The 23,959-nt window shown below is 69.9% G+C and carries 23 protein-coding genes, 1 tRNA gene and 1 riboswitch; of the genes, 12 read left to right on the top strand and 12 right to left on the bottom strand.

What is annotated here, in order from left to right; all coding sequences use genetic code 11:
• The first annotated feature begins 9 nt into the window (after positions 1–9).
• The gene (locus tag ACIHAD_RS25465; protein WP_397357109.1) at positions 10–873 is read left to right on the top strand and encodes a rhomboid family intramembrane serine protease; all 864 of its coding nucleotides are present in this window, start codon (positions 10–12) and stop codon (positions 871–873) included.
• Between the two features lie 34 nt (positions 874–907).
• On the opposite strand, the gene ACIHAD_RS25460 is transcribed toward ACIHAD_RS25465, so the two are convergent.
• Positions 908–1,153 carry a cell division protein CrgA gene (locus ACIHAD_RS25460; protein WP_125640971.1) on the bottom strand — a complete coding sequence of 82 codons (246 nt, stop codon included), beginning with the start codon at positions 1,151–1,153 and terminating at the stop codon, positions 908–910.
• Between the two features lie 144 nt (positions 1,154–1,297).
• On the opposite strand from ACIHAD_RS25460, the gene ACIHAD_RS25455 reads away from it, so the two are divergent.
• Genes ACIHAD_RS25455 through ACIHAD_RS25445 form a run of 3 tightly spaced genes read left to right on the top strand, consistent with a single transcriptional unit; the run spans position 1,298 to position 2,650 of the window.
• A complete protein-coding gene (locus ACIHAD_RS25455; RefSeq protein WP_397357107.1) occupies positions 1,298–1,921 on the top strand; it encodes a class E sortase in 624 nt (207 codons plus the stop codon).
• 1 nt (position 1,922) lies between these two features.
• Positions 1,923–2,081: a hypothetical protein gene (locus ACIHAD_RS25450; protein WP_397357106.1), complete on the top strand. Its 159-nt coding sequence runs from the start codon at positions 1,923–1,925 to the stop codon at positions 2,079–2,081.
• The gene (locus ACIHAD_RS25445) at positions 2,078–2,650 is read left to right on the top strand and encodes an anthranilate synthase component II (RefSeq protein WP_397357104.1); all 573 of its coding nucleotides are present in this window, start codon (positions 2,078–2,080) and stop codon (positions 2,648–2,650) included. Before ACIHAD_RS25450 ends, ACIHAD_RS25445 begins: the two co-directional genes overlap by 4 nt.
• Before the next feature lie 238 nt (positions 2,651–2,888).
• Here the strand turns inward: ACIHAD_RS25445 and pknB are convergent, their stop codons facing one another.
• From pknB to ACIHAD_RS25410, 7 genes are all read right to left on the bottom strand, one after another.
• Positions 2,889–4,736 carry a Stk1 family PASTA domain-containing Ser/Thr kinase gene (gene pknB, locus ACIHAD_RS25440; RefSeq protein ID WP_397357103.1) on the bottom strand — a complete coding sequence of 616 codons (1,848 nt, stop codon included), beginning with the start codon at positions 4,734–4,736 and terminating at the stop codon, positions 2,889–2,891.
• Positions 4,737–4,819: 83 nt separating this feature from the next.
• Positions 4,820–6,190 (bottom strand): protein kinase, encoded by a 1,371-nt coding sequence (locus ACIHAD_RS25435; protein ID WP_397357102.1) that lies wholly within the window; start codon positions 6,188–6,190, stop codon positions 4,820–4,822.
• Positions 6,191–6,211: 21 nt separating this feature from the next.
• Entirely contained in the window at positions 6,212–7,672 is a 1,461-nt protein-coding gene (locus tag ACIHAD_RS25430) for a peptidoglycan D,D-transpeptidase FtsI family protein (RefSeq protein ID WP_397357101.1), read from the bottom strand.
• Positions 7,669–9,090 (bottom strand): FtsW/RodA/SpoVE family cell cycle protein, encoded by a 1,422-nt coding sequence (locus ACIHAD_RS25425; protein WP_397357100.1) that lies wholly within the window; start codon positions 9,088–9,090, stop codon positions 7,669–7,671. The genes ACIHAD_RS25430 and ACIHAD_RS25425 overlap by 4 nt, the downstream gene beginning before the upstream one ends.
• Positions 9,091–10,386 carry a Stp1/IreP family PP2C-type Ser/Thr phosphatase gene (locus ACIHAD_RS25420; protein WP_397357099.1) on the bottom strand — a complete coding sequence of 432 codons (1,296 nt, stop codon included), beginning with the start codon at positions 10,384–10,386 and terminating at the stop codon, positions 9,091–9,093.
• Complete coding sequence (locus tag ACIHAD_RS25415) at positions 10,383–10,853, bottom strand: FHA domain-containing protein (protein ID WP_397357098.1); 471 nt, start codon at positions 10,851–10,853, stop codon at positions 10,383–10,385. The genes ACIHAD_RS25420 and ACIHAD_RS25415 overlap by 4 nt, the downstream gene beginning before the upstream one ends.
• A gap of 17 nt (positions 10,854–10,870) precedes the next feature.
• Positions 10,871–11,611 (bottom strand): DUF3662 and FHA domain-containing protein, encoded by a 741-nt coding sequence (locus tag ACIHAD_RS25410; RefSeq protein ID WP_125640997.1) that lies wholly within the window; start codon positions 11,609–11,611, stop codon positions 10,871–10,873.
• 198 nt (positions 11,612–11,809) lie between these two features.
• Between ACIHAD_RS25410 and ACIHAD_RS25405 the strand changes: the two genes are divergently transcribed.
• Positions 11,810–11,892, top strand: a tRNA-Leu gene (locus ACIHAD_RS25405).
• A gap of 385 nt (positions 11,893–12,277) precedes the next feature.
• A complete protein-coding gene (pdhA, locus tag ACIHAD_RS25400) occupies positions 12,278–13,345 on the top strand; it encodes a pyruvate dehydrogenase (acetyl-transferring) E1 component subunit alpha (RefSeq protein WP_397357097.1) in 1,068 nt (355 codons plus the stop codon).
• On the opposite strand, the gene ACIHAD_RS25395 is transcribed toward pdhA, so the two are convergent.
• Together ACIHAD_RS25395 and ACIHAD_RS25390 are read right to left on the bottom strand one after the other, a co-directional pair.
• Positions 13,342–14,361 carry a hemolysin family protein gene (locus ACIHAD_RS25395; RefSeq protein WP_397357096.1) on the bottom strand — a complete coding sequence of 340 codons (1,020 nt, stop codon included), beginning with the start codon at positions 14,359–14,361 and terminating at the stop codon, positions 13,342–13,344. The two genes, pdhA and ACIHAD_RS25395, sit on opposite strands and share 4 nt — an antisense overlap.
• Positions 14,358–15,704, bottom strand: a complete 1,347-nt coding sequence (locus ACIHAD_RS25390) for a hemolysin family protein (protein ID WP_397357095.1) — start codon at positions 15,702–15,704, stop codon at positions 14,358–14,360. The genes ACIHAD_RS25395 and ACIHAD_RS25390 overlap by 4 nt, the downstream gene beginning before the upstream one ends.
• 244 nt (positions 15,705–15,948) lie before the next feature.
• Here ACIHAD_RS25390 and ACIHAD_RS25385 point away from each other — a divergent pair, with 244 nt between their 5' ends.
• A complete protein-coding gene (locus ACIHAD_RS25385; protein WP_397357094.1) occupies positions 15,949–17,214 on the top strand; it encodes an LCP family protein in 1,266 nt (421 codons plus the stop codon).
• Between the two features lie 91 nt (positions 17,215–17,305).
• Here ACIHAD_RS25385 and ACIHAD_RS25380 read toward each other — a convergent pair whose 3' ends face one another.
• Complete coding sequence (locus ACIHAD_RS25380; RefSeq protein WP_397357093.1) at positions 17,306–17,953, bottom strand: GPP34 family phosphoprotein; 648 nt, start codon at positions 17,951–17,953, stop codon at positions 17,306–17,308.
• Positions 17,954–17,975: 22 nt separating this feature from the next.
• Between ACIHAD_RS25380 and ACIHAD_RS25375 the strand changes: the two genes are divergently transcribed.
• The 4 genes from ACIHAD_RS25375 to ACIHAD_RS25360 all read left to right on the top strand — a co-directional run bounded on the left by ACIHAD_RS25375 (position 17,976) and on the right by ACIHAD_RS25360 (position 21,346).
• Positions 17,976–18,581: a TenA family protein gene (locus tag ACIHAD_RS25375; RefSeq protein ID WP_397357092.1), complete on the top strand. Its 606-nt coding sequence runs from the start codon at positions 17,976–17,978 to the stop codon at positions 18,579–18,581.
• A 37-nt stretch (positions 18,582–18,618) separates the two neighbouring features.
• Complete coding sequence (locus ACIHAD_RS25370) at positions 18,619–19,497, top strand: Fpg/Nei family DNA glycosylase (protein WP_397357091.1); 879 nt, start codon at positions 18,619–18,621, stop codon at positions 19,495–19,497.
• A 26-nt stretch (positions 19,498–19,523) separates the two neighbouring features.
• Positions 19,524–19,847, top strand: coding sequence for a rhodanese-like domain-containing protein (locus ACIHAD_RS25365; RefSeq protein ID WP_397357089.1), 324 nt, complete (start codon positions 19,524–19,526; stop codon positions 19,845–19,847).
• Positions 19,848–19,898: 51 nt separating this feature from the next.
• Positions 19,899–20,012, top strand: a riboswitch (TPP riboswitch).
• Positions 20,003–21,346, top strand: a complete 1,344-nt coding sequence (locus ACIHAD_RS25360; RefSeq protein ID WP_397357088.1) for a purine-cytosine permease family protein — start codon at positions 20,003–20,005, stop codon at positions 21,344–21,346. Its footprint overlaps the riboswitch before it by 10 nt.
• Here the strand turns inward: ACIHAD_RS25360 and ACIHAD_RS25355 are convergent.
• On the bottom strand, positions 21,332–21,904 hold the full coding sequence (locus ACIHAD_RS25355; protein ID WP_397357087.1) for a methylated-DNA--[protein]-cysteine S-methyltransferase: 573 nt from the start codon (positions 21,902–21,904) through the stop codon (positions 21,332–21,334). The two genes, ACIHAD_RS25360 and ACIHAD_RS25355, sit on opposite strands and share 15 nt — an antisense overlap.
• A 95-nt stretch (positions 21,905–21,999) precedes the next feature.
• Between ACIHAD_RS25355 and ACIHAD_RS25350 the strand changes: the two genes are divergently transcribed.
• Positions 22,000–23,868: a PAS domain S-box protein gene (locus ACIHAD_RS25350; protein ID WP_397357086.1), complete on the top strand. Its 1,869-nt coding sequence runs from the start codon at positions 22,000–22,002 to the stop codon at positions 23,866–23,868.
• Positions 23,869–23,959: the final 91 nt, after the last annotated feature.

The raw sequence follows: 23,959 nt of genomic DNA, 5'->3' as shown, positions 1-23,959 counted from the left end.
GCTCTGGTCATGACCAGCCAGCCGCCCAGCCCGCCCTCGCAGCCCGAGCAGCCCGCCGAGGCGGTCCCCACGTGCTTCCGGCATCCCGGCAGGGAGACCTGGGTCCGCTGCCAGCGCTGCGACCGTCCCATCTGCCCCGACTGCATGCGCGACGCCGCCGTGGGCTTCCAGTGCCCCGAATGCGTCGCACAGGGCAACCAGGGCTTCCGCCAGGCCCGCTCCACCTTCGGCGGCCAGGTCGTCAGCACGCCGTACGTCACGTGGGCCATCCTGGCCCTCAACGTCCTCGTCTTCGGCGCCCAGTACGTCATGCCCGCCGTCACCGGCGCGCTGCAGATGTGGCCGGCCGGAGTGGCGGTCTTCGGCGACTACTACCGGCTGATCAGCTCCGCGTTCGTGCACGCGGGCGTCTTCCACATCCTGTTCAACTGCTGGGCCCTCTACGTCATCGGCCCCTACCTGGAGCGCGCCTTCGGCCACGTGCGCTACACGGCCCTCTACCTCGTCAGCGCCGTCGGCGGCAGCACGCTCAGCCTCTGGCTCGACCCGCTCGGCCAGCCGACGGTGGGCGCGTCCGGAGCCATTTTCGGCCTGTTCGGCGCCGTCTTCGTGGTGGGCCGCAAGCTCAACATGGACGTACGCGGCATCGCCATGCTCATCGTGATCAACCTGGTGATCACGTTCGTGTTCCCCGGCATCAGCTGGACCGGGCACGTCGGCGGCCTGATCACCGGCTCGGTGCTGGCGGGAGCGATGGCCTACGCCCCCAAGAACAACCGGACCCTGTGGCAGGTGCTGGCGATCGCGGGAGCGCTGGCCGTGCTAGCCGTGCTCGTGATGGCCCGGACCTCGGCGATCCTGAGCTCGATCTGACTTCCCCAGGCTGTGGAAAAGACTGTGGAAAAAACTAACGCCAGCGGGTGGAAAGAACCACACCGAAGATGATGAAAACAAACCCGATCAGCAGGTTCCAGTTCTGGAGGTCGCTGAAGAAGGGCGCCTGCGGGGCGACGTAGTAGATCGCGATCCACAGGATGCCGATGATCCACGACACCACCATGGTGGGCGCCAGCCAGCGCGGGCTGACCTTGACCTGCTGGGACTTCTGCGGCGGCGTGTAAACCGCCTTCTTGCGAGCCTTGGACTTGGGCACTGGGTAACTCCTGCTGAGGGCCTGGGCTTCCGGATCGTCCACAGGCTCTTCGTTAAGCGTAGTTGAAGCGTGCCCCAGGATAGTCGCCACGCGCACGACATGGCGATCCCCCACGTCGGGAGATGTCACGAATACGCTGACGACATGCGGTCCATCTTCCGGGCCGTGGGGGAGCTGAGCATCACCGCGGGCCTGGTCCTCATGCTGTTCTGCGCCTACCTGCTCTGGGGCACCGGCGCCTACACCAAGAGCCAGCAGCTGCTGCTCCAGCGCGAGCTGGCCGCCGACAAGGCTGAGCGCGACCGCGGCCGCCTCGACAAGATCGAGCTCGGCAAGGCCGTCGCCATGCTGAGCATCCCGAGACTCGGCCGCGACTACCGGTACGCCATCGTGGAGGGCGTGGACGCCGAGCACCTGAAGAGCGGCCCGGGACACTACCCCGACAGCGCCATGCCCGGCCAGATCGGCAACTTCGTGGTCTCGGGCCACCGGACCACGTACGCGGCCCCGTTCAACGAGCTCGACGAGCTCGAACGCGGCGACGAGATCATCGTGGACGCCCGCGAGGCCCGCTACACCTACCGCGTCACCTCCCAGGACATCGTGGAGCCCACCGAGGTGGACGTGCTCGCCCCCGTGCCCGGCAAGCCCGACATCCGCCCCATCCGCGCCTACATCACGCTCTCCACCTGCCACCCCGAGTACTCCGCCGCCCAACGCCTCATCGTGTACGGCGTGCTCAAGAAGACCGAGCTCAGAAAGGACTGACATGTACGGCTGGATCTGGCGCAAACTGCCCGGCGACACCCGCGCCAAGCTGCTGACGGCCGCCGTGCTGGCCGTGGTCGTGGGCGTCGTACTCTGGTATGCCGTGTTCCCGCTCCTGGAGCCCGCGGTGACGCTCGACGAGGTGACCGTAAGAAGATGACCCGCGTGCTGGTCGTGGACAACCACGACAGCTTCGTCCACACGATCGTCCAGTACCTGCGCGTCCTGGGCGCCGACTGCGACGTACGCCCCCGCGACGTCGTGGGCGTGCGCGACGGCGACGGCTTCGACGGCGTCCTCGTCAGCCCCGGGCCCGGCACGCCGGAGGCGGCCGGCGTGAGCGTGCCCCTGGTGCTGCGCGCCGCCGAGCGCGGCACGCCCCTGCTCGGCGTCTGCCTCGGCCACCAGGCCGTCGCGGTCGCCTTCGGCGCCACCGTGGCCCGCGCGCCCGAGTTGGTCCACGGGCGCACCAGCCCCGTCCTCCACGACGGCAAGGGCGTCTTCGAGAGCCTGCCGTCGCCGGTGCCCATGACCCGCTACCACTCGCTCGCCGTGCTGCCGGAGACCGTCCCCGACGTCCTCGACGTGACCGCCCGCACCGACGACGGGGTCATCATGGGCCTGCGCCACCGCCACGCGCCGATCGAGGGCATCCAGTTCCACCCCGAGTCGGTGCTGTCCGAGCACGGCCACCGGCTGCTCGGGAATTGGCTGCGCGGGATCGTGTAACGCCCGGCTCGCGCAGAGCGACTACCAAGTGAGCGCCCCCGCCGTTGCCCCCGAGCGGCGGGGGCGCTCTCCACACCCGTCCCCCGGGCTCACCCCCGAACCCGGCTCCGCGCCCAGCCCCGGTCCCCGGTCCTCCGGCCTCGCGCCCGGACGCCCGCTGCTTCGTGCCAGGAGTCCCTTCCCACAGAACGCCGAAGGCCGCCCTCCCCCGCAGGGGAGAGCGGCCCGTCGTGCGTCGTCAGCCGTTGAGCCCGTCGTCGCCGATCGGGTTGTCCTCGGTCGGTTCGTCGGACGGGATGTCCGTCTGCTCGTCGGTCGGCTCGTCGGTCGGCTGCTCGTTGGTGGGCGGCGGGGCCGTCTCGGGACCGGTGGACACCACGATCGTGATCGTCGTGCCCGGCTGCAGCTTCTGGCCCGCGGGCGGGTTCTGCTGGATGACCGTGCCCTCGGCCTGGTCGTTGGCCTGCGGCGAGGCCTTCACCTTGAAGCCGGCGCCCCTGAGCGTGGCGGTGGCGTCCTGTTGGGTGTAGCCGGTCACGTCAGGCAGCTCGGTCAGCTCGAAGGGCACGTAGAGGGTGACGCTGGTGTCCTTCTCGATCTCGGTGCCGGCCGCCGGCTTGGTCTCGAAGACCTTGCCCTGAGGCTTGGCGGACTGCTTGGTCTTGACCACGCCCTTCAGTCCGACGTCGTCGAGGGCCTTGATCGCGTCCGCGGTGCTCATGCCGATGAGCCCGTCGGGAACGGCGACCTTCTCCTTGCCCTTGGAGACGAACAGCTTGACCGTGGTGCCCTTCTCGACCTTCTCGCCCTCCGCGGGCTCGGTCCTGATCACCGTGCCCTTGCCGAACTCGTCGCTGGCCTCCTGCACCACCTCGGGCTTCAGGCCCAGGGTGATGAGCGCGCGCTGCGCGGGGTCCAGCTTCTGCGTGGCCAGGGCCGGGATGGGGATCGAGGCGTCGGTGGGTGCGGTCTTGGTGCCGAACACCAGGTAGCCGACCGTGACGAAGGCGCCGATGATCAGCAGCGGGATGATGATCCACAGCGCTGTCTTGACCGCGTTGCCGCCACCGCCGCCGGACGCCCTGCGCCGCCCCACGCGGGTGCCGCCGTCGCCGTCGCCGTACTCGTACGGCGGGACCGCGCCGGTGCGCTGGGTGGCCGGGCCCTGGGCCGCCTGGGTGGCGGTCATCATGCGGGTGCCCTGGTTGAAGTTCCCGGTCATCGCCATCGTCTGGGCGTCGACCGGCATGCCGGACATGGCCCGCTGGATGTCGGCCCGCATCTCGCCGGCGTTCTGGTAGCGGTGGGCCGGGTCCTTGGCCATGGCCTTGAGCACGATCGCGTCGGCCCACGCCGGGATCTCGCGGTCGATCTGCGAGGGCGGGATCGGGTCTTCGCGGACGTGCTGGTAGGCGATCGCCACCGGGGAGTCGCCGGTGAACGGCGGCTGGCCGGTGAGCAGCTCGTACAGCACGCAGCCGGTGGAGTAGATGTCGCTGCGGGCGTCGACGCGCTCGCCGCGGGCCTGCTCGGGCGACAGGTACTGGGCGGTCCCTATCACCTGCGCGGTCTGGGTCATGGTGGCGGCCGAGTCGGCCATCGCGCGCGCGATGCCGAAGTCCATCACCTTGACGTCGCCGGCACGCGTGATCATCACGTTGGCCGGCTTGATGTCACGGTGGACGATGCCGCCGCGGTGGCTGTAGTCGAGGGCGCGCAGGATGCCGTCGACCAGCTCGGACGCCCGCTCGGGCAGCAACCGGCGGTCCTGGCGCAGCAGGTCGCGCAGCGTCCTGCCGTCGACGTACTCCATCACGATGTAGGGCACCGGGGTGCCGTCGGTGACGTCTTCGCCGGTGTCGTAGACCGCGACGACGGCAGGGTGGTTCAGTGAGGCCGCCGACTGCGCCTCGCGGCGGAAGCGGGCCTGGAAGGTGTGATCGCGCGCCAGGTCGGAGCGGAGGGTCTTGATCGCGACTATGCGGTCCAGCCGGATGTCTCGGGCGCGATACACCTCGGCCATGCCGCCGCGCCCGACGACACCGTCGAGCTCGTAACGACCTCCGAGTAGCCGAGGCTGAGTCATTTCCTGCACTGTCCCTTACCGTTCATCTTGGGTACCGGCCTGCTCGGGGGGCCGCCGGTGTCCATCATCGACCCCGTAGCGCATCACGTCTCCTCCTTCGGCGGGTTTGTGCCACCCGGGTCCGGCGAAGCGGTTGGTGTCGGAGTTGTCGGTGTTCTGGTGGGCGTTGGGGTGGTGGGGGTGGGAGTCGGGGTACGGGTGGTCGGGGTTGGCTTCGGCGTCGGCTTCTTCGTGGGAGTAGCCGACTTGCTTACCGTAGCCGACCGCGAGGGTACCGGCCGCGTCGACTTCACCGGAAGCGCGGGGGGGCGGCGCGTGTGTTTCTTCGTCCGCGTGGGCCTGAGCAGCTCAGGCGACTGCATCGGGGAGTGGCTGGGCTCGGCGATCTCCGGAAGGGGCGGCGGCGTCGTATCGCGGTTGGCGAACGTGATCGCGCTCAGGCCCACCGCGGCCACGCAACCGGCCGTGGCGACCAGCGCCAGCGTCCTCGCGCCGCGGCGGCTGCGGGCCGGCGGCTCGGGCGGGCTCTGGACCGTCGTCGCCGGAGCCAGGCTCTCGGTCGCCCGCTGGTCCTCCGTGGCCGGCTCGCGCACCCGGAAACCCGCGGGATCGGTGAACATGCTCAGGTCGGCGCCCTGCTCGACGCCCTCGACCAGCGACTGGCGCAGCACGTACGCCCGGTCGGCCGCCTCCAGCGCCGAGGCGGGACGCATCCCCGGCTCCTTGGCCAGCAGCGTCATGACCAGGTCGCGCACCGGGACGGGCACGTCCGCGCCGAGCGGCGGCGGCTGCTCGTTGAGGTGCAGCAGCGCGATCGCCACCTGGCTGTCGGCCCGGAACGGCGTGTGGCCCGCCAGGCACTCGTAGGCCACCACACCCAGCGAGTAGAGGTCGGTCGCGGGCGTGAGCGGGAAACCCTGGGCCTGCTCGGGGCTGACGTACTGGGCCGTGCCGAGGACCGTGCCGGTCTGCGTCACCGGCGCGGCCTCCAGGGCGCGGGCGATGCCGAAGTCGGTCACCTTGATCGTGCCCTCGCGGGTGACCAGCAGGTTGCCGGGCTTGACGTCCCTGTGGATGATCCCGGAGGAGTGGGCCGCGTGCAGCGCCTTGGCGGTCTGGTGCACCACGTCGAGCGCCACCTCGGGCCCGAGCGCGCCGTTGCGCGCCAGGATGGCCGACAGCGGCTCGCCGTGCACCAGCTCCATCACGAGGTAGGCCAGGTCGCTCTGCTCGCCGTAGTCGAAGATCTGGGCCACCCCGGGGTCGGCCAGGGCGGCGGTGAGTCGCGCCTCGTTGCGGAAGCGCTCGCGGAACGTGGGGTCGGCGTGCATGTGGCTGCGCAGGATCTTGACCGCGACCTCGCGGCCCAGAAGCTCGTCACGGGCGCGCCACACCTCTCCCATACCGCCCGTGGCGATGCGGGAGAGCAGGAAATAGCGGTTACGGAGCCGCATGACCCAGCACGTTACCGTCACTCACTTGTTCAGCACCGCCTCCAGCACAGCCTTTGCGATCGGGGCGGCGGTGTGGCCGCCCGTGGCCTCCGCGCCGACGTTGGCCGCGCCGGACTCCACGATGACCGCCAGCGCCACCTGCGGGTCGTCGGCAGGCGCGAAGGAGATGAACCAGGCGTGCGGCGGCGCGCCGTCGGCGGTCTCCGCGGTGCCGGTCTTCCCGCCCACTTGGACGCCCGGCACCTGCGCGAGGTTGGCCGTGCCGTTGTTGACCACGCTGACCATCATGTCGCGCAGCTTGCGCGCCGTCTCGGAGCTGACCGCCTCGGTCAGCTCCTCGGGCTTGGCCTCCTCCATCGTGTCGTTCTTGGAGTCGGTGATCTTGTTCACCAGGTACGGCTTCATGACCTTGCCGTCGTTGGCGATGCCGGCGGCGATCATGGCCATCTGCAGCGGAGTCATCCGGTTGTCGCGCTGCCCGATCGAGGCCATCGCGAGCGCCGCGTCGTCGTACTTGCTGCCGAAGTCGCTCTGGGCCACCGACATGGGCACGCCGATCTGCTTGCCCATGCCGAACTTCTCGGTCTGCTCGTTGAGCTTGTCGTAGCCCAGCTCCATGCCGATCTTGGCGAACGGCGTGTTGCAGGACTTCTCCAGCGCGTACACGAGCTGCACCTGGCCGGCGCCGCAGGCCGCGCCGCCGTAGTTGGGCAGGCTGATGTTGGTGTTGGGCAGCGGCAGCCGCTGCGGCGCCTCGACCGTGGTGTCGCCGCCGCGCGAGGAGTCGTCCTCCAGGTACGCCGCCGCCGTCACCACCTTGAACGTCGACCCCGGCGGGTACGTCTGGGCGATGGCCCGGTTGAGCAGCGGCTGGTTCTTGTCCTTGTCCAGCTCGTTGTAGCGGGTGAACACCTTGCCCTTGTCGGTGCCCGACAGCTCGGCCGGGTCGAACGTGGGCAGCGACACCATCGCCAGGATCCCGCCGGTCTTGGGATTGAGCGCCACCAGCGCGCCGCGCTTGCCGCTCGCGCGCAACGCGTCGTAGGCGGCCTTCTGCGCCTTGGGGTTGATCGTGAGATCGACGTTCGCGCCCCTGGTCGGCTCGCCCGTGAACAGGTCGATGCTCCGCCGCAGCAGCAGGTCGGCGCTGGAGCCGTCGAGCAGCTTGTTCTGGGTGCCCTCGATCGCGCTCGCGCTCTCGGGCGAGAAGTAGCCCGTGACGTGCGCGTAGAGCTTCCCGTCGGAGTACTTCCTGATGAACTTGAAGTTCTTGTTGTCGGTCTCCACCGACTGGGCGATCACCTTGCCGCCGGCGGTGATCCGGCCGCGTTCGACGGCGTACCGCTCGTAGTAGTTGCGGCGGTTGTTCTGGTTGGAGCGGTAGTCGTCGGCCCGGACCGCCTGGAGGATGTTCACGTTGATCATCAGGAGCGCGAACATCACCAGACAGGCCACGGCCGTGCGCTTCAGAGTGCTGTTCATCGCTGGAACACCTGGGTGAGTCCTTCGTTCTGGATCGCCTGGGGCGGGGGCCGTCGCGCCGCGTCTGACATGCGTACCAGGAGCGCGATAAGGATCCAGTTAGCCAGCAGCGCCGAGCCGCCCTGCGACATGAACGGGGTGACCAGGCCGGTCAGCGGGATGAGGTTCGTCACGCCGCCGACGATGATGAACACCTGCCAGGCCAGGATGAACGACAGGCCGCCCGCCAGCAGCTTCGAGAACGGGTCGCGGGCCACGAGCGAGGTGCGCAGGCCGCGCTCGACCAGCAGGGCGTAGAGCATGAGCAGCGCCATCAGGCCGGTCAGCCCGAGTTCCTCGCCGGTCGCGGCGAAGATGAAGTCGGAGAAGCTCAGCGGGATCAGGTCGGGGTGGCCCTGACCGAGCCCGGTGCCGAGGATGCCGCCCGCGCCGAACCCGAACAGCCCCTGCATGATCTGGTAGCTCTTGCTGCACATCGGGTCGCCCGGCGGGTCCTCCAGGCACACGGGGGCGGTGCCGTAGTAGACCGGGTTGCTCGGGTCGAGCCAGGCGTCGAAGCGCGCGCCCACGTGGTCGAAGACCTGCCCGGCGAGGAAGGCGCCGCCGACGAACAGCAGGATGCCGATGAGCACCCACGAGGTGCGCTGGGTGGCGACGTAGAGCATCGCGATGAACGTGCCGAACAGCAGCAGCGAGGTGCCCAGGTCCTTCTCGAAGACCAGCACCAGCAGGCTGAGCCCCCAGGTGACCAGAACCGGGCCGAGGTCTCTGGCCCGCGGCAGGTCGATGAAGAACAGCCGCCGTCCGGCCAGCGCCAGCACGTCACGCTTGGCCACCAGGTAGCCGGCGAAGAAGACCACCAGCGCCAGCTTGGCGAACTCGCCCGGCTGGATGGAGGCGAAGCTGCCGAAGCGGATCCAGATCTTGGCGCCCTGCACCTCGCTGATGGAACCGGGCAGCACCGCGGGGAGCGCGAGCAGGACCAGCCCGACGGCGCCGGCGGTGTAGGTGAGGCGCTGCAGCATGCGGTGGTCACGCAGCACGATCAGAGTGATCGTGAACATGACCACGCCCACGGCTGTCCACATGATCTGGTTGTTCGTGGAGGCCAGATCCATCTTCGCGGCCTCTAGCCGGTAGATCATCACCAGCCCGAGGCCGTTGATCAGGGTCACCAGCGGCAGGATCAGCGGGTCGGCCCAGGGCGCGAACTTGGCCAGCACCAGGTAGGCCGCCAGCATCAGGCCGCCCAGGCCCAGCCCGTAGGCCAGCATGCCGGCGGGCACCTTGCCGTCGACGGCCAGGCCGACGTTGGCGTAGGCGCCCATGATGACCAGCACCGCCAGGGCGAGCAGGACCAGCTGGGCCACCCGCCGTTTGGCCGGCATCGGGACGGGGGTCGCGAGCATTTCTGCCATTTACTGCGATTTCGTCTTGGTGGCGGTGGGCGTGGGCGACGTGGCCGTGGTGCTCGTGTCGCCCGAGTCACCCGTGTCGTCCTGGGAGAACTTCAATCCGTTTATCTTCGTCACGCCTTCGTTGACGTCGGTTACGGGGATGCCGCTCTTGATCAGGGCCTGGTCCGCCGGGGACAACTTGGAGACCGGACGGCCCGTGCGCTTCTCCACGTGGAAGAACTCGATCGGGCCCACCTCCTGCTTGATCCCCTGGAAGATGACCACTTCGTCGCCCCTGGCACCGACGAAGAACTGGTCCTGGGTCCACTGCCAACCGAGGTAACCGCCGGCGCCCAAGGCGACGGCGCCCACCCCGAGCACGGTGACCAGCACGGGCCACACGCGACGACGCCGCCCCGAACGCCGGGTCGCCTGCGCGACCGGCTCATCGAGGTCGTCGCCGTCGGTGATCGCCGGCTGGGGTGCGGTCACCGCGCTCACTCGCCCCGGCTGGGTCTCCGGGGCGCTTCCTCGTAGCCTGGTCATCCCCGCGGCGCCGACCACAGCGGCCTCCACGGGAACCTCCTGGCCGTCGGTGATCTCCACCACGTCGGCGAGCACGCATGTGATGTTGTCGGGCCCGCCGCCCCGGTTCGCCAGATCGATGAGCTGGCGGACCACCTCTTCGGGGTCGTCGATGTTGGTGAGCGTGGCGTGCAGCGTCTCCGCGCTGACCACGCCCGACAGGCCGTCGGAACAGAGCAGGTAGCGGTCGCCCACCTGCGCCTCGCGCAGCGTGAGGTCGGGATCGACCTCGCCGCTGCCGTCGAGGGCGCGCAGCAGGATCGATCGTTGGGGGTGCGTGGCCGCCTCTTCGGGCGTGATGCGCCCGTCGTCGACGAGCTGCTGCACCAGGGTGTGGTCATGGGTGATCTGGTAGAGCTCGCCGCGTCTCAGGAGGTAGGCGCGCGAGTCGCCCACGTGCACCAGGGCGACCTGGGTGCCGTTCCAGAGCATGGCGGTGAGCGTCGTGCCCATGCCTTTGAGGCTGGGATCCCGCCCGACCATCTCGTGCAGTCGGCGATTGGCGTCGCGGACCGCGGCCTCGATGGCGTTGAGCAGGTCACCCCCCTGTTGGGCCTCTTCCAGAGAGGCCATGGCGGCGATGGCGACAGAGCTCGCCACCTCGCCGTGTGCGTGCCCGCCCATGCCGTCGGCGACGGCCAGCAGGCGGCCGCTAGCGTACGCCGAGTCCTCGTTCCCTTCGCGGAGGAGGCCGACGTCCGAGCGGGCGGCGTAGCGGAGTGCGATGGTCATTTGCGCAATTCAATGACTGTCTTGCCGACGCGGATCGGAACACCGAGCGGCACCGGGGTCGGACGGGTGACTTTCGAGCGGTCGAGATACGTGCCGTTGGTCGAACCGAGATCTTCCACGATCCACTGACCGTCCTGAGGGAAGAGCCGGGCATGCCGGCTGGATGCGTAGTCGTCGCTGACTACCAGCGTGGCGTCGTTCGCCCGGCCAATGGTGATGGGCGTCTCCGTGAGGTTAATGGTGGTGCCCTGCAATGGGCCACCGGTAACGATGAGCTGGCGTGGCTCGCCCTTCTTGTTCTTGGGCTTGGCCACCGGTTTGGCGGGCTTCACGGCTTTGCGTGGGCCCGCGGGAGCCGTGCGTGAACCGAACAAGTCAGTCCGGATCACGCCGACTGCGGCAATGACGAAAAACCACAGCACCGCCAGGAAGGCGAGCCGGATCAGCAGCAGCGTGAGCTCGGACATGGACCGTCTGTCTACCCCTAATCGCGCCGGAACACCAGAGTCGTGCGTCCCAGCGTCACTCGCGTGCCGTTCTGGAGCTCGATTCTGCGTACCGGCTGGCCGTTGACGAAGGTGCCGTTCGTCGATCCGAGATCGACGAGGGCCACGAGCTGCCCCTCGACGCGCAGCTCCGCATGGTGCCGCGACACTCCTGGATCGACAAGACGAAGATCGCAGTCGGTGCCCCTGCCGAGCAAGGTCACCGGCGTGGTGAGCTCGTAGGAGCGGTCGCCCTGCGGGTCGTCCTGGGTGGAGACGAGCAGCCTGGGCCGCCCGTTGAAGGCCCCGGGCCTGGACGGGGGCAGGTCGCTCGCCGGCTGGCGGATCTCGTCCTGCTCGACCGTCGCGCCGCGGATGACGCCTGACCGGATGCGGAACAGGCCCACAGCCAGGTCTCCGGCGGTCTCGAAGCGCACCCGGACCGGTCCCACGAAGGAGTAGCCCTGTTCCTTGGCGTACTCCCTGGCGAGGTTGGCCAGTTCGTGGCTGATGCTGTCGGCGTAGACCTCAAGCCTCTCGCTGTCGGTCGTGGACAGCTCCACCACGAAGTCGTTGGGCACGAGCGTCCTGCCCTGCGCGACGATCGCCGCCCGCTCGTCCATCTCCCGTTGAACCGCGCTGGCGACCTCGACCGGCTGAAGGTCAGATTTGAACGCCCGCGCAAAGGCCCCCTCAACCAAGCCTTCGAGCCTTCGCTCGAAGCGCTGAAGGACTCCCACCGGGTACCTCCCTTCTTCCCTGCATATGATCGCGGCCCCAGACGCTTCCGGCGCCCGGTTTCCGCTCGTCCCACGTGGCGGCGTCGTGACGCTCGTTGCCAGTCGCGCCCAGCTCCTCCGCTCCCGTGTCTTATGCGATCGTATCCGGGTTCAGTACCAGTGGCTGTTCCGTGCTACTGTTTCTCCGCACCCACAAACGGGCGGGTGGCGGAACGGCAGACGCGCACGGTTCAGGTCCGTGTGTCCGAAAGGACGTGAGGGTTCAAATCCCTCCTCGCCCACTCGGTGACTAGGGGATCCTTGGTCGCCGGCCTTACAGGTCGGCTTCCTCGGGTCCCCTCGTCATTTTGCCCGGGGGATAACCCCGGACCCCCAGGGGGACAAGCTTCGGGGGATTCTCCCCCGGACCCCCATCCATGATGGTTGCTCGCCTCTTGGGTCTGGCTCACAGTTGCGTACCGCGTGCTGCTTCGCAAGGGTCCTGTGATTTCTTTCTTGTGACGTGGCTCTTGGACTTTAGGTCAGGGTCCTTGCAGGGGGCTTTCGGGTGGCTTGCGTGATTTAGGTCACATTGGTTTGGTGGGCGGGTTCGAGTGATCCTGAGGGCTACGGCAAACTGTGGCCGCTGGGTTCCGTTCAGGGGGGTTGCCACTCATGGATGACTCGATGGTTCAGTTGCTCACGCCCTCCGGTGAGCGCGTGGAGCATCCGGAATATCCGTTGCTCATCTCGGATGATGAGATTCGGGGTCTTTATCGGGACCTCGTCATCGTCCGGCAGATCGATTCCGAGGCCGTCGCGCTCGCGCGGCAGGGGGAGCTGGGGCTGTGGACGTCCCTGCTCGGTCAGGAGGCCGCCCAGGTCGGTTCCGGGCGTGCCGTCGGGGATCTGGACGCCGTCTTCCCCTCGTACCGGGAGCACGGGGTCGCCTACTGCCGCGGGATGGACCCGCTCGACGTGGTCGCCATGTGGCGGGGCGTCAACCACGGCGGCTGGGACCCGGCCCGGCACAACTTCTTCCTGTACACGATCGTGATCGGGACGCAGGCGCTGCACGCCACCGGATACGCGATGGGCATGCAGCGCGACGGCGTCATCGGCACCGACAAGGCCGGGGCGACCATCGTCTACTTCGGCGACGGCGCCACCTCCCAGGGCGACGTGAACGAGGCGTTCGTCTTCGCCGGGGCCTGCAACGCGCCGATCGTGTTCTTCTGCCAGAACAACCAGTGGGCCATCTCCGAGCCGCAGGAACGCCAGTCGCGGATCCCGCTGTACCGCAGGGCCGAGGGCTACGGCTTCCCCGGCGTCCGGGTCGACGGGAACGACGTGCTGGCCTGCCTCGCGGTGACCCGCAAGGCGCTGGCCGACGCGCGGTCGGGGCAGGGGCCCACGCTCGTCGAGGCGTTCACGTACCGGATGGGCGCGCACACCACCTCCGACGACCCCACCCGCTACAGGGCCAAGGACGACGTGGAGGCGTGGCGGCGGCGCGACCCCATCGAGCGGGTCAGGGCGTACCTGATCGCGGCCGGCACCGGGGAGGAGTTCTTCGCCGAGGCCGAGGCCGACGCCGCCAAGATCGGGGCCGAGCTGCGGAGGCGCTGCCTCGAACTGCCCGACCCCGTCCCTTCTGCGATGTTCGAACACGTCTACGCCGAGCCGCACGCGCTGATCGAGGCCGAGCGGGCCCAGCACGCCGCCTACCTCGACGGGTTCGCCGCCGGGGATTAGGCCCGCGAGGCGGCCTTGGTGTCGAGGAGCTCGCCCAGCAGGTCCGTGAGGCTCACCATGCCGATGACCGCGCCGCCCTGGCCGGTGACCAGCGCCAGGTGCGCGCGGGCCTCCTGAAGGGCCGTCACGGCCTCGGGGACCTGCGTGACGCACGCGAGCCTCGGCAGCGGCCTGGCCAGCTCGCCGGCCGTCCGCGCGGGCTGCAGGAGGGCGTCGCGGGCGTGAAGGACGCCCTCGATCCCGCCGGGGCCGCCCACCAGCAGCCGCAGGTGGCCGCTGCCCGCCGCCCTGGCCCTGATCTGGGCCGCGCCGGCGGCCGGGGGCACCTTCACGGCCCGGTCGATCGGCACCATCAGACGCTCGATGCCCTCGGCCTGCAGCCGCAGCGCACGGGTGAGCAGGTCGTGCTCCTCCCGGTCGAGCAGGCCCATCCGGCCCGACTCGCCCACCAGCATGGCGAGCTGCCTGGGCGTCCTGGTGGTGGCCAGCTCATCGCGCGGCTGCACGCCGAACAGGCGCAGTATGAGGTTGGTCAGCGCGTTCAGCGACGACAGCAGCGGGCGCATGAGCTGCGTGAACCCGCGGAACGGCAGCGTCAGCACCAGCGCCGCCCGCTCGGGGTGCGTCAGCGCCCACGACTTGGGCGCCATCTCGCCCACCACCATGTGCAGGAACGTCACCAGCGCCAGCGCGATCGTCAGCGCGATCGGCAAGCGCAGCGACTCCGGCACGCCGACGGCCGCGAAGGCCGGCTCCAGGAAGTGCTCGATGGCGGGCTCGGTGACCTGGCCCAGGCCCAGCGTGCACAGCGTGATGCCGAGCTGCGCGCCGGCCAGCATGAGCGAGAGCTGACGCCCGCCGCCCACGGCCGACTTGGCCGCGACCCTGACCAGGCGGTTGCCGCCCGAGGCCATCTCCTCAAGGCGGTGCCGCCTGGCGGAGACGAACGCGAACTCGGCGGCCACGAACAGCGCGTTGAAGAACAGCAGCGCGAGGCTGATGAGGATCATCGTCATCGGGACGCCTCCGCGTGCTGCACGGGCGCGAGCCGCACCCATTCGGGGACCCGGCGGTTGAGCGACATGACGGTCAGCTCCGCCAGGTGCTCGGCCGCCTCGTCGGCGAACGGGTCGGTGTCCCCCTCGATCGGGACGGTCACCACGTCACCGGGGTCGGGCATCCGGCCCAGCCGGGCCAGCATCAGGCCGGCGAGGGTGTCGTAGTCGTCGCTCTCCGGCAGCGCGACGCCGGTCGCGCGCTCGACCTCGTCGAGCCTGAGCCAGCCGGGCACCTCCCAGACGCCGCCGGGCCGCTCGACGGCGCCCGCCGGCTCGGGGTCGTTCTCGTCGACGAGCTCGCCGACCAGCTCCTCGGCCAGGTCCTCGACGGTCAGGACGCCGGCCAGGCCGCCGTACTCGTCGATGACGCAGACGATGTCGTCGTTGGCCGCGCGCATCCGGTCGAGCACGGCCGGCAGCGGCAGCGAGTCGGGCACCAGCAGCGCGGGACGGGTGATGCTGCCGATCAGGCCCTCGTCCAGGCCGGACTCAAGCAGCTCGCGCACGCCGGTCACGCCCACGACGTCGCCGTCGTCCCCGACCACGGGGTAGCGGGAGTGGCCGCGTTCGCGCATGACCTCCAGCAGGTCCGAGATGGGCTGGGAGTCGCGCAGCGCCACCACGCGGGGGCGCGGCACCATGATCTCCTCGGCGCTGTGGTCGCCGAACTCCAGGGCGCGCTCCAGCAGCTCCGACAGCCTCGGGGGCAGCTCGCCCGCCTGGGTCGACTCCTCGATGATCCGGGACAGCTCCTCCGGGGTCGCGCCGTGCTCGATCTCCTCGACCGGCTCGATGCCGACGCGGCGCAGCAGCCCGGTGGCTGCCGAGTCGAACAGCTTGACCACCGGCCCCACGACCGCCAGGTAGACCAGCGTGGACCCGGCCAGGAACTTGGCCACCGTCTCTGGCCTGGCGATGCCGAGGTTCTTCGGTGCCAGCTCGCCGAGCACCATCTGCACCACGGTCGCCACGAACACGCCGGCGGCCACGGACAGTCCCGTGATCGCGGCGTCGGGCAGGCCCGTGGTGTCGAGCCAGGGCCGTACCAGGACGGCGATGGCGGGCTCGGCCAGGAAGCCGACGAGCAGGGCCGTGACGGTGATGCCGAGCTGCGCGCCCGAGAGCATGAACGAGAGCCGGGAGGTCACCTTCAGGGCCTTCTCGGCCGCGGCGTCACCGGCGGCGGCCTGCTCGCGCAGGAGGCCCCGGTCGGCGGCGACGAAGGCGAACTCCTGGGCGACGAAGTACCCGGTGGCGGCGGTGAGGAGGAATAGGGCCAGCAGGCCGAGATAGGCGCTCACCAGAGTGAGCCCTCAGAGGAACCCGTGCCGAGGCACGGGCCAAGACTCCACGAGTCCGGAGCGGACACGATCATCCCTTCGATAGAGGTCGTCCATAACGCTAACGACGCAGTCCGCGTCTATGTTTCCGCAGTGACTCTCCGCCAGTTCTGTGTACTTGTCCGTGGGAGAAACTTGGTGAGATGTCTTCACTGCCAGGGGGTTGGACGTAGCGTCTATGGCAAACCGAAGGGAAGAAGGCGAAGTGTCTGAGGACGACCGTACGCGGGCCATGCGCTCGCCGGGCGACGGCCGCCCGCTGCCACCGAGGCCCGGCGACGGGCAGCGCTCCGGTGGCGCACCCGCCCACCGCGTCCCGCCTGGGACGCCGAACGCGCCCACCCACAAGCTGCCCGCCTACTCCGACGAGCCGCAGCAGCAGTCGCCGCCTCCGCCGCCGCCCAGATCGGGGAAGGTCTACGGACGGGAGCGCGCCGGGAACAGCCCGGTCAAGCCGCTCAGGTCGTCCGGCGAGCCCGCGCCGGAGGAGCCGCGCGGGCCCAGAAGGCCGCGGGTGCGCGGCAGGACCGTGCTGAAGATCGTCGCCGGTCTGGTCGCGCTGCTCCTGGTGGCGGCCGTGGGCCTGTTCTTCTGGATCGACTCCAGGCTGGCGGGCATCGACGGCGTGCTCGACGACTACGGGGGCCGGCCCGCCGACACGCCCGGCACCAATTGGCTGCTGGTCGGCTCCGACAGCCGTAAGGGCCTGACCGCGGCCGAGCGCAAGAAGCTGGCCACCGGGCGCGCGGTCGGGCAGCGCACCGACTCGATGATGCTGCTGCACATCTCCGACAACGGCGACAAGCCCACCCTGGTCAGCCTGCCGCGCGACTCGGCGGTGACCATCCCGGGGCGGGGGCGCGACAAGCTCAACGCGGCGTACGCGTCCGGCGGGCCGAAGCTGCTGGTCCGTACGGTCGAGACCGTCACCGGCGTGCACGTCGACAACTACATGGAGATCGGCTTCGCCGGCTTCGTGGACATCGTGGACGCCATCGGCGGCGTCGAGATCAACGTCCGGGCCGACGTCGACGACCCCAAGGCCGGGCTCAAGCTGAAGAAGGGCAAGCAGGTGCTCAACGGCGCCCAGGCTCTCGGCTATGTACGCACCCGCAAGGGCGGCGCGCTGCCGGACTTCGAGCGCACCAAGCGGCAGCGGCAGTTCCTCGGCGCGGTGGTGAAGAAGGCCGCCAGCCCCGGTGTGCTGATCAACCCGTTCACGTCGATCCCGCTGGCCATGAGCGCCACGGACGCCGTCGAGGTGGACTCGAGCACGGGCGCGTTCGACATGTTGTCGCTGGGGCTGGCCATGGGCGACAGCCCGGTCACGACCGTGGTGCCGTTCGGCGGGAACGAGATCGTCGCCGGGGGCGGCGCGGCGATCAAGTGGGACCGGCTCAAGGCGCTGGCCCTCTTCGACGCCCTGAAGGCCGACAAGCCGGTGCCGAAGGAGATCGTGGACGCCGGTTGACCCGATCGCGTGAGGCGCGCCCACCGGCGCGCCTCACCCTTGTGGTCGGCGGGTCCGCTCCTGACGCGACGGCAGGGGCAGGGGCGACGGGTCAGCTCGTGGCGGCGACGGTCGCGGCGGTGGAGGCGGTGACGGCGATGGCCGCGGTGATGGCGGTGATCGTCTTGGCGACCGCCTGGCCGGCCCACTCGCCCTCGGCGATCTCCTTGACGCGCTCGCGGTCGGCGCCGGGGAACGCCTTGCGGTCGAGCTTCGCCGCGTACATGATCGCGATCAGCGTGGCCGTGCGCTCGTCGGGCTCGGCGCCCGCGAGGGCGGCCGTCACGCGTTCGCGTACGTCGGCCTCCACCTGCGGGTCGGACTCCGGCCAGCGGGTGGTCGGGAAGACGCCCAGGACCTTCCCGCGCTCCTCGGCCAGCACGCCCGACCCGGCGAGCCTGGTGAGCAGCCGCCTACGCAGCTTGCCCGACTGCAACCGCTGCACCCACCACGCGGGCTTCCTGGCCTTGCCGTCCTCGGCCATGCGGGCGAGGGCCGCGTCGAGCTCCTCGTCGCCCAGCGGGGCCGGGTCCTTGACGGTCACCTTGTCGTCGGCCAGTTCCACGCGGCCCGCGGCGGCCAGCTCGGCGAGGATCGCGCCGCCGAGCGCGGGGTCGAGCTGGATGCCCCCGATGAGCTGCTTGCCTTCTTCCTCGCTGTAGGCCAGGAGGAGGAGTTCTTCGGCGATCGTCACGGTCATGCCTCGACACTAACCTCCCAGCATGAGCATTTCGGAAAGACTTCACGCGATCGGCCGTCCGTTGCTCCAGGCGCAGCTCGACCATCCCACGGTGGCCGGGATCGGGCGTGGCGACCTGCCGGAGCCGGTCTTCCGGTCCTGGCTGGAGCAGGACTACCTGTACCTGCTCGACTACGTGCGGGTGTTCTCCAAGCTGGCCTGGCAGGCGCCGGACGGGCATGTGGGGGATCTGGTCGACCTGGCGCACGCGACGTACCACGACGAGTTGCGCCTGCATCGGTCGTTGTCGGCGGAGTTCGGGGCAGACCTGGACAACGCGGTGAAGGGGCCGGCGTGTATGGCATACACCGCGTTCCTGTTGGAGTCGGCGGGGTCCTACGGGGAGGGGCTGGCCGCGCTTTATCCGTGCATGTGGGGATATTCGAGCCTTGGGAAGATTCTTGCGGAGAACCCGCCCGCCGAGCCGCGGTACCGGGCCTGGGTGGACACGTACGCCGATCCCGGGTTCGCGGCGCTGACCGTACGGATCGCGCAGATGATCGACGAGGCCGACGCCGACCCCGTACGGGCGGAGGCGCTGTTCGCCGAGGGCATGGCCCACGAACTCGCCTTCTGGGACGTGCCGTAGTCGCGTGCCGGTCCGGCGCGCGCCATACCCTGGTGGCATGCCGGAACTTCCCGAAGTGGAGTCGCTCACCCACTTCCTGCGCGAGCGGGCGGTCGGCCGTTCGATCGCGGGCGTGGACGTCGTCGCCTTCCAGGCGCTCAAGACGTTCGACCCGCCGGTCACCGCGCTCGGCGGGCTCACCGTCACGGGCGTGTCGAGGCACGGCAAGTTCCTCGACCTCGACTGCGACGGACTGCACCTGATCATCCACCTGGCCCGCGCCGGCTGGCTGCGCTGGCGTGACGACCTGTCCGGCGCGCGGCCGGTGCGTCCGGGCAAGGGGCCGCTGGCCGTACGCGTACGGCTGGCGCCCGACGACGACGGCCTGGCCCCCGGGTTCGAGCTCACCGAGGCCGGCACGCAGAAACGGCTGGCCGTCTACGTCACCGACAAGCCGGAGGACGTCCCGGGCGTCGCCGTCCTGGGCCCCGACCCGCTCGACGACTCCTTCACCGTCGAGGCGCTCAAGCGCATCGTGGGCGGCAACCGTACCCAGATCAAGGGCCTGCTGCGCGACCAGAAGGTGATCGCCGGCATCGGCAACGCCTACTCCGACGAGGTGCTGCACGCCGCCAGGATGTCACCGTTCAAGATCGCGGCGACACTGACCGACGCGCAGATCGCCGACCTGCACGAGGCCATCGTGACGACGTTGCGCGACGCCGTCGAGCGGGCGCACGGGCTGGCGGCCAAGGACCTCAAGGCCGAGAAGAAGTCCGGGCTGCGCGTGCACAACCGGGCGGGCCAGCCGTGCGACGTGTGCGGCGACACGATCCGCGAGGTGTCGTTCGCCGACTCCTCGCTCCAGTACTGCCCGACCTGCCAGACGGGCGGTAGGCCGCTGGCCGACCGGCGGATGTCGCGCCTGCTCAAGTAGGGTCCGGGGCGCGGGATGATGGACGCATGACCGTTCCAGAGATCGAGGCCACCGCCGTCCCCGACGACGCCTTCCTGCTCGACGTCCGCGAGCAGGACGAATGGCTCGCCGGCCATGCCCCCGAGGCCGTGCACATCCCCATGTCGCAGATCCAGGGCAGGGTCGAGGAGGTGCCCGCCGACCGCACGGTCTACGTGGTGTGCCGGGTGGGCGGCCGGTCGTTGCAGGTCGCGGCGTGGCTCAACCAGCTCGGGCGCGACGCCGTCAACGTGGGCGGCGGCATGCAGTCGTGGGAGTTCGCGCGCCGTCCGATGGTCAGCGAGACCGGGCAGCAGCCGTTCGTGGCCTGAATGCCCCGCTGTGGCGGTTCTGCCGCCATTGAGGCATGATGAGGGCGCCAACTGCATAGTCGCGGGAGCTCGGGGTGCCGGGCTGAGAGGGCAGCAACACAGCCGCTGCCGACCGCCTGAACCTGTCCGGGTAATGCCGGCGTAGGGAGTGTGCGATGACGCATGTCGTCGACGAAGTTCCGCTGACCCTTGACGGCGCGCCCCCCAAGACCCTCGGCGTCCTCGACCAGGGCGCGCTCTGGGCCAACCTCGGCGTCAGTCTCCTCGGCTTCTCCGGGGCGCTCATCCTGATCGACCCGCTGGGCGGCGCGCCGCTCAGTCTCGTGGCCGCGCTCACGGCCGCCGTGGTCGGCAGCCTCATCGGCACGGCCATGGTCGGCCTGTCGGCCATTCCCGGCACGCAGACCGGACGGCCGGCGATGGTGCTGCTGCGCGGGCTGTTCGGGGCGAAGATGTCGTACGTCCCGTCCGTGCTGAACATCGTGCAGATGCTCGGCTGGGGGGCCTTCGAGCTCTGGGTGATCGCCAAGGCCGCGAGCGCGATCTTCGGGAGCGTCCCGTACCAGGTGTGGGTGGTGGTGGCGGGGGTGCTGACCACCGCGCTCGCCGTCTGGCCGCTCGGGTCGATCAGGCTGCTGCGCCGGTACGTGACCGCGGGCGTGATCGTGTCGCTGATCTGGTTCACCGTGTCGTTCCTGGGCGAGGCGCCGACGTACACGGGCGGGTCGTGGACGGCCTTCGCCCCGGCCGTCGACTACGTGATCGCCCTGTCGGTGTCGTGGGTGCCGATGGCCGCCGACTTCGCCAGGCACTCGCGCTCCAGCCGGGCCGCCTTCACCGGCGTCGTCGGCGGCTACACCGTCGCCCAGGTGGCCTGCCTGGCCCTCGGCGTGTACGCGGTGGCCGTCGCGGGCGCGCAGGCGGTCGCGGCCGACGGCATGGTCGTGTTCCAGCCGTTCGTCGCGGCGCCGCTGGGCGCGCTGTTCTTCGGCATCCTGGTGCTGCGCGAGACCGACCAGTCCTTCGCCAACGTCTACTCCACCACCGTCTCGCTCCAGAACCTGATGCCGAACGTGGACCGGCGGGTCGTCTCGACCGCGATCGGCGTGCTCACCACCGCGATCGCCCTGGTCGTGGACGTCACCTCCTACGGCGCCTTCCTCGGGGTGATCGGCGCGGTGTTCGTGCCGATGTTCGCGGTGCTGGCCGTCGACTACTTCGTGCTCGGCGGCGCCGCCCGGTGGAACACCGCCGAGGACGCGCCCTCGCGCTGGCTGATGCTGCTGCCGTGGGCGCTCGGCTTCGCCGCCTACTGGTTCACCACCTCGACGCCCACGGTCGCCGGTTGGGACGATTTCTGGGCGGGCGCCCGTGACGCGGTCGGCTTCACGCGGGAGACGTGGATGAACGGCGCGCTCGGCGGCGCGCTGGTCGCCGCCCTGGTGACGCTGCTCATCGGCGGGCTCACCCGGGGCCTGCGCCGGTCAGAGGCCCGCTGAGACGCGGCGCTCGACGTTGAGCAGGTGCTGCTTGGCGGCCACGCCTCCGGCGTAGTCGCCGAGCTCGCCGCCCTCGCGGACCACCCGATGACAGGGCACGATCACGCACACCGGGTTGGCGCCGACCGCGTTGCCGACCGCGCGCAGCGCGCGCGGCCGTCCGATGCTCGCGCCGATCTCCTCGTACGTCGTGGTCGTGCCGTAAGGGACGGCCATGGTCTTCTGCAGCACGGTACGGGCGAACGATGTGGCCAGCGCGAGGTCGACCGGCGTGGCGAACGTGCGCAGGCGCCCGGAGAAGTACGCGTCGAGCTCCCGGCGCACCGGGTCGAGGCGGCGGGCGTCGGGCCCGATGAACGTGCCGACCTCCTTGGCCACCCGCTCGTACACGGTGTTCTCGGCCTCGAAACTGCAGGCCGCGATGCCTTTGCCGGTCACCGCCAGGACCAGCCTGCCCACGGCGCCGTCGTAGGTGCCGAACGCGATGTCAGGCGGCCCCTCGCCCCTGTAGGTGCTGGAGGTCACTCTCAGCAGGGCATCGAGGTCGCTGCTCGACATGCCTCTCACCCGTTTCAGCCACCGGAATCTTCGTGAGCGCAGCGTATCGGACGGATCGCCCGTCAGACCCACCACGCCACGTGCACTATGGAGGTGTGGGGTACGCATGGGTCGGTAGTGACGAGGAGATCGCTCGTGCCGTGCTCGCCGGTTCCCCCAACGCCGTGGTGGCGCTCGACCGCGACCAGAGCGTGCTGGTCTGGAACGCGGCGGCCGAGCAGCTGTTCGGCTGGACCGCCGCCGAGATGCTGGGGCGCCGGGCCCCGATCGTCCCCGACGAGCTGACCGCCGAGCACAACGCGGTGCTGGAGCGCGTACGGACCGGAGGGCAGGTGTCGGTCCGCACCAAGCGCGTCCACAAGGACGGCAGCGCGCTCGACCTGCGGGTGGACATCAACGCCCTGCGCATGGGCAACTCCGTGGTCGGCTACGTCTGCGTCCACCACCTCGCCCGCGCCGACGAGGCGGCCGGGCTGCGCATGGAACGCCGGGCCAGGCTGGTGCGCCGGCTCACCGACGTGGTCGCCGACATCAACTCCGAGCTGGAGCTGCCGGCCGTGCTCGACCGGATCTCGGCCAGCCTCACCGAGCTGACGGGCGCGGACGCGGGCGGGTTCGTGCTGATCGAGGGGGAGCGGCTGCGGCTGGTGAGCACGTACCGGCTGCCGGAGACGCTCAGGGGCACCACCACCGGCCTGCGGACGAGCCTGGTGGACAAGCTCTTACGCACGGGCAAGACCGTGATGCTGGAGTCCCACGGGCTCGACGACCTGGTGTGGGCCAGGCTCAACGGGCTGCACACGATAGCGCTCGGCCTGGCCGCGGTCGGCGGCCGCCCCTACGGCGCCCTCTACGCGCTGTTCGCCGGACCTGCCCCGGGCCACCTGGAGCTGGAGCTGCTCGAACTGCTGGCCGGGCACGCCGGCATCGCGGTCGGCAACGCGGTGGCCTACCAGGAGGCGGTCCGGCAGCGAGCGCACGAGCGGGCCGTGTTCGACGCCAGCGCCGACGGCATCGCCGTGCTGGACGACGCCGGCCGGGTCGTGCGCTGGAACCCCGCCGCGGCCGAGCTGACCGCCTTCCCGGCCGAGGCCGTGATCGGCGGGCCGCCGCCGTTCCCGCTGCCCGGCCCCGGGGAGAAGCTGACGTTCCAGATGGACAACGGCCGGTGGCTGGACGTGGTGAGCGCGAAGATCGAGGAGACCGGCGAGATCGTCATCGACTTCCGCGACGTCACCAGGGCCAAGGAGCTGGAGGAGGCCAAAGACCTCTTCCTGGCCACGACCAGCCACGAGCTGCGTACGCCGATCACGATCGTGCGGGGGTTCGCCGGCACGCTCGACGCGCGCTGGGACAAGATGAGCGACTCCGAACGGCGCTCGGCCGTGCACACGATCGCCGAGCGGGCCGGCTCGCTGGGGCAGCTCATGGACCACCTGCTGCTGGGGGCCAGGGCGGGCGCGGACGAGCTGGCGGTGCGGATCGAGGCGTTCGACCTCGCGGCCCGGATCCACGCGGCCACGCTCGGCCTTCCCGTGTTGTCCGACCGCCACCGCGTCGAGGTCCGCATCCCGGACGAATTGCCGCCGGTGCTGGGCGACGCCCTGGCAACCGACATCGTTTTGGGGCAATTGCTGGAGAACGCGTTTAAATATTCTCCAATGGGTGGATTGATCTGTGTTGAAGCCTGGCCTGAGGACGACAGCGTGGTCGTAGTGGTGGATGACGAGGGGGTCGGAATCTCACCGCCTGACCGCGAACGGATCTTTGAGCGCTTCGTCCAGGTGGACAGCGGGGACCGGAGGCGCTTTGGTGGAGTGGGGCTCGGGCTCTACATCGTGCGCAGCCTGGCCAGGGCACAGGGGGGAGAAGTGAGTGCTCAACCGAGGTCCGGAGGGGGGACGAGGATGCGGTTGATTCTGAGGCGCTCTTCCCCTATCCGATCCGACACACCGATGCGGTAACGAGGTGGTCACAGTTGAGCTGATCTATCGTCCAATGTGTACAAGCTGTGATCGAGATGCGGTTTCTGCGATTGGCTAACGGGGCATTTCG

The organism is Nonomuraea sp. NPDC052265 (genome assembly GCF_044547985.1).
In the GTDB taxonomy this organism is placed as follows: Bacteria; Actinomycetota; Actinomycetes; order Streptosporangiales; family Streptosporangiaceae; genus Nonomuraea.
Note: the sequence above shows the minus strand (reverse complement) of the source record. Positions and strands in the feature narration are given on the sequence as shown.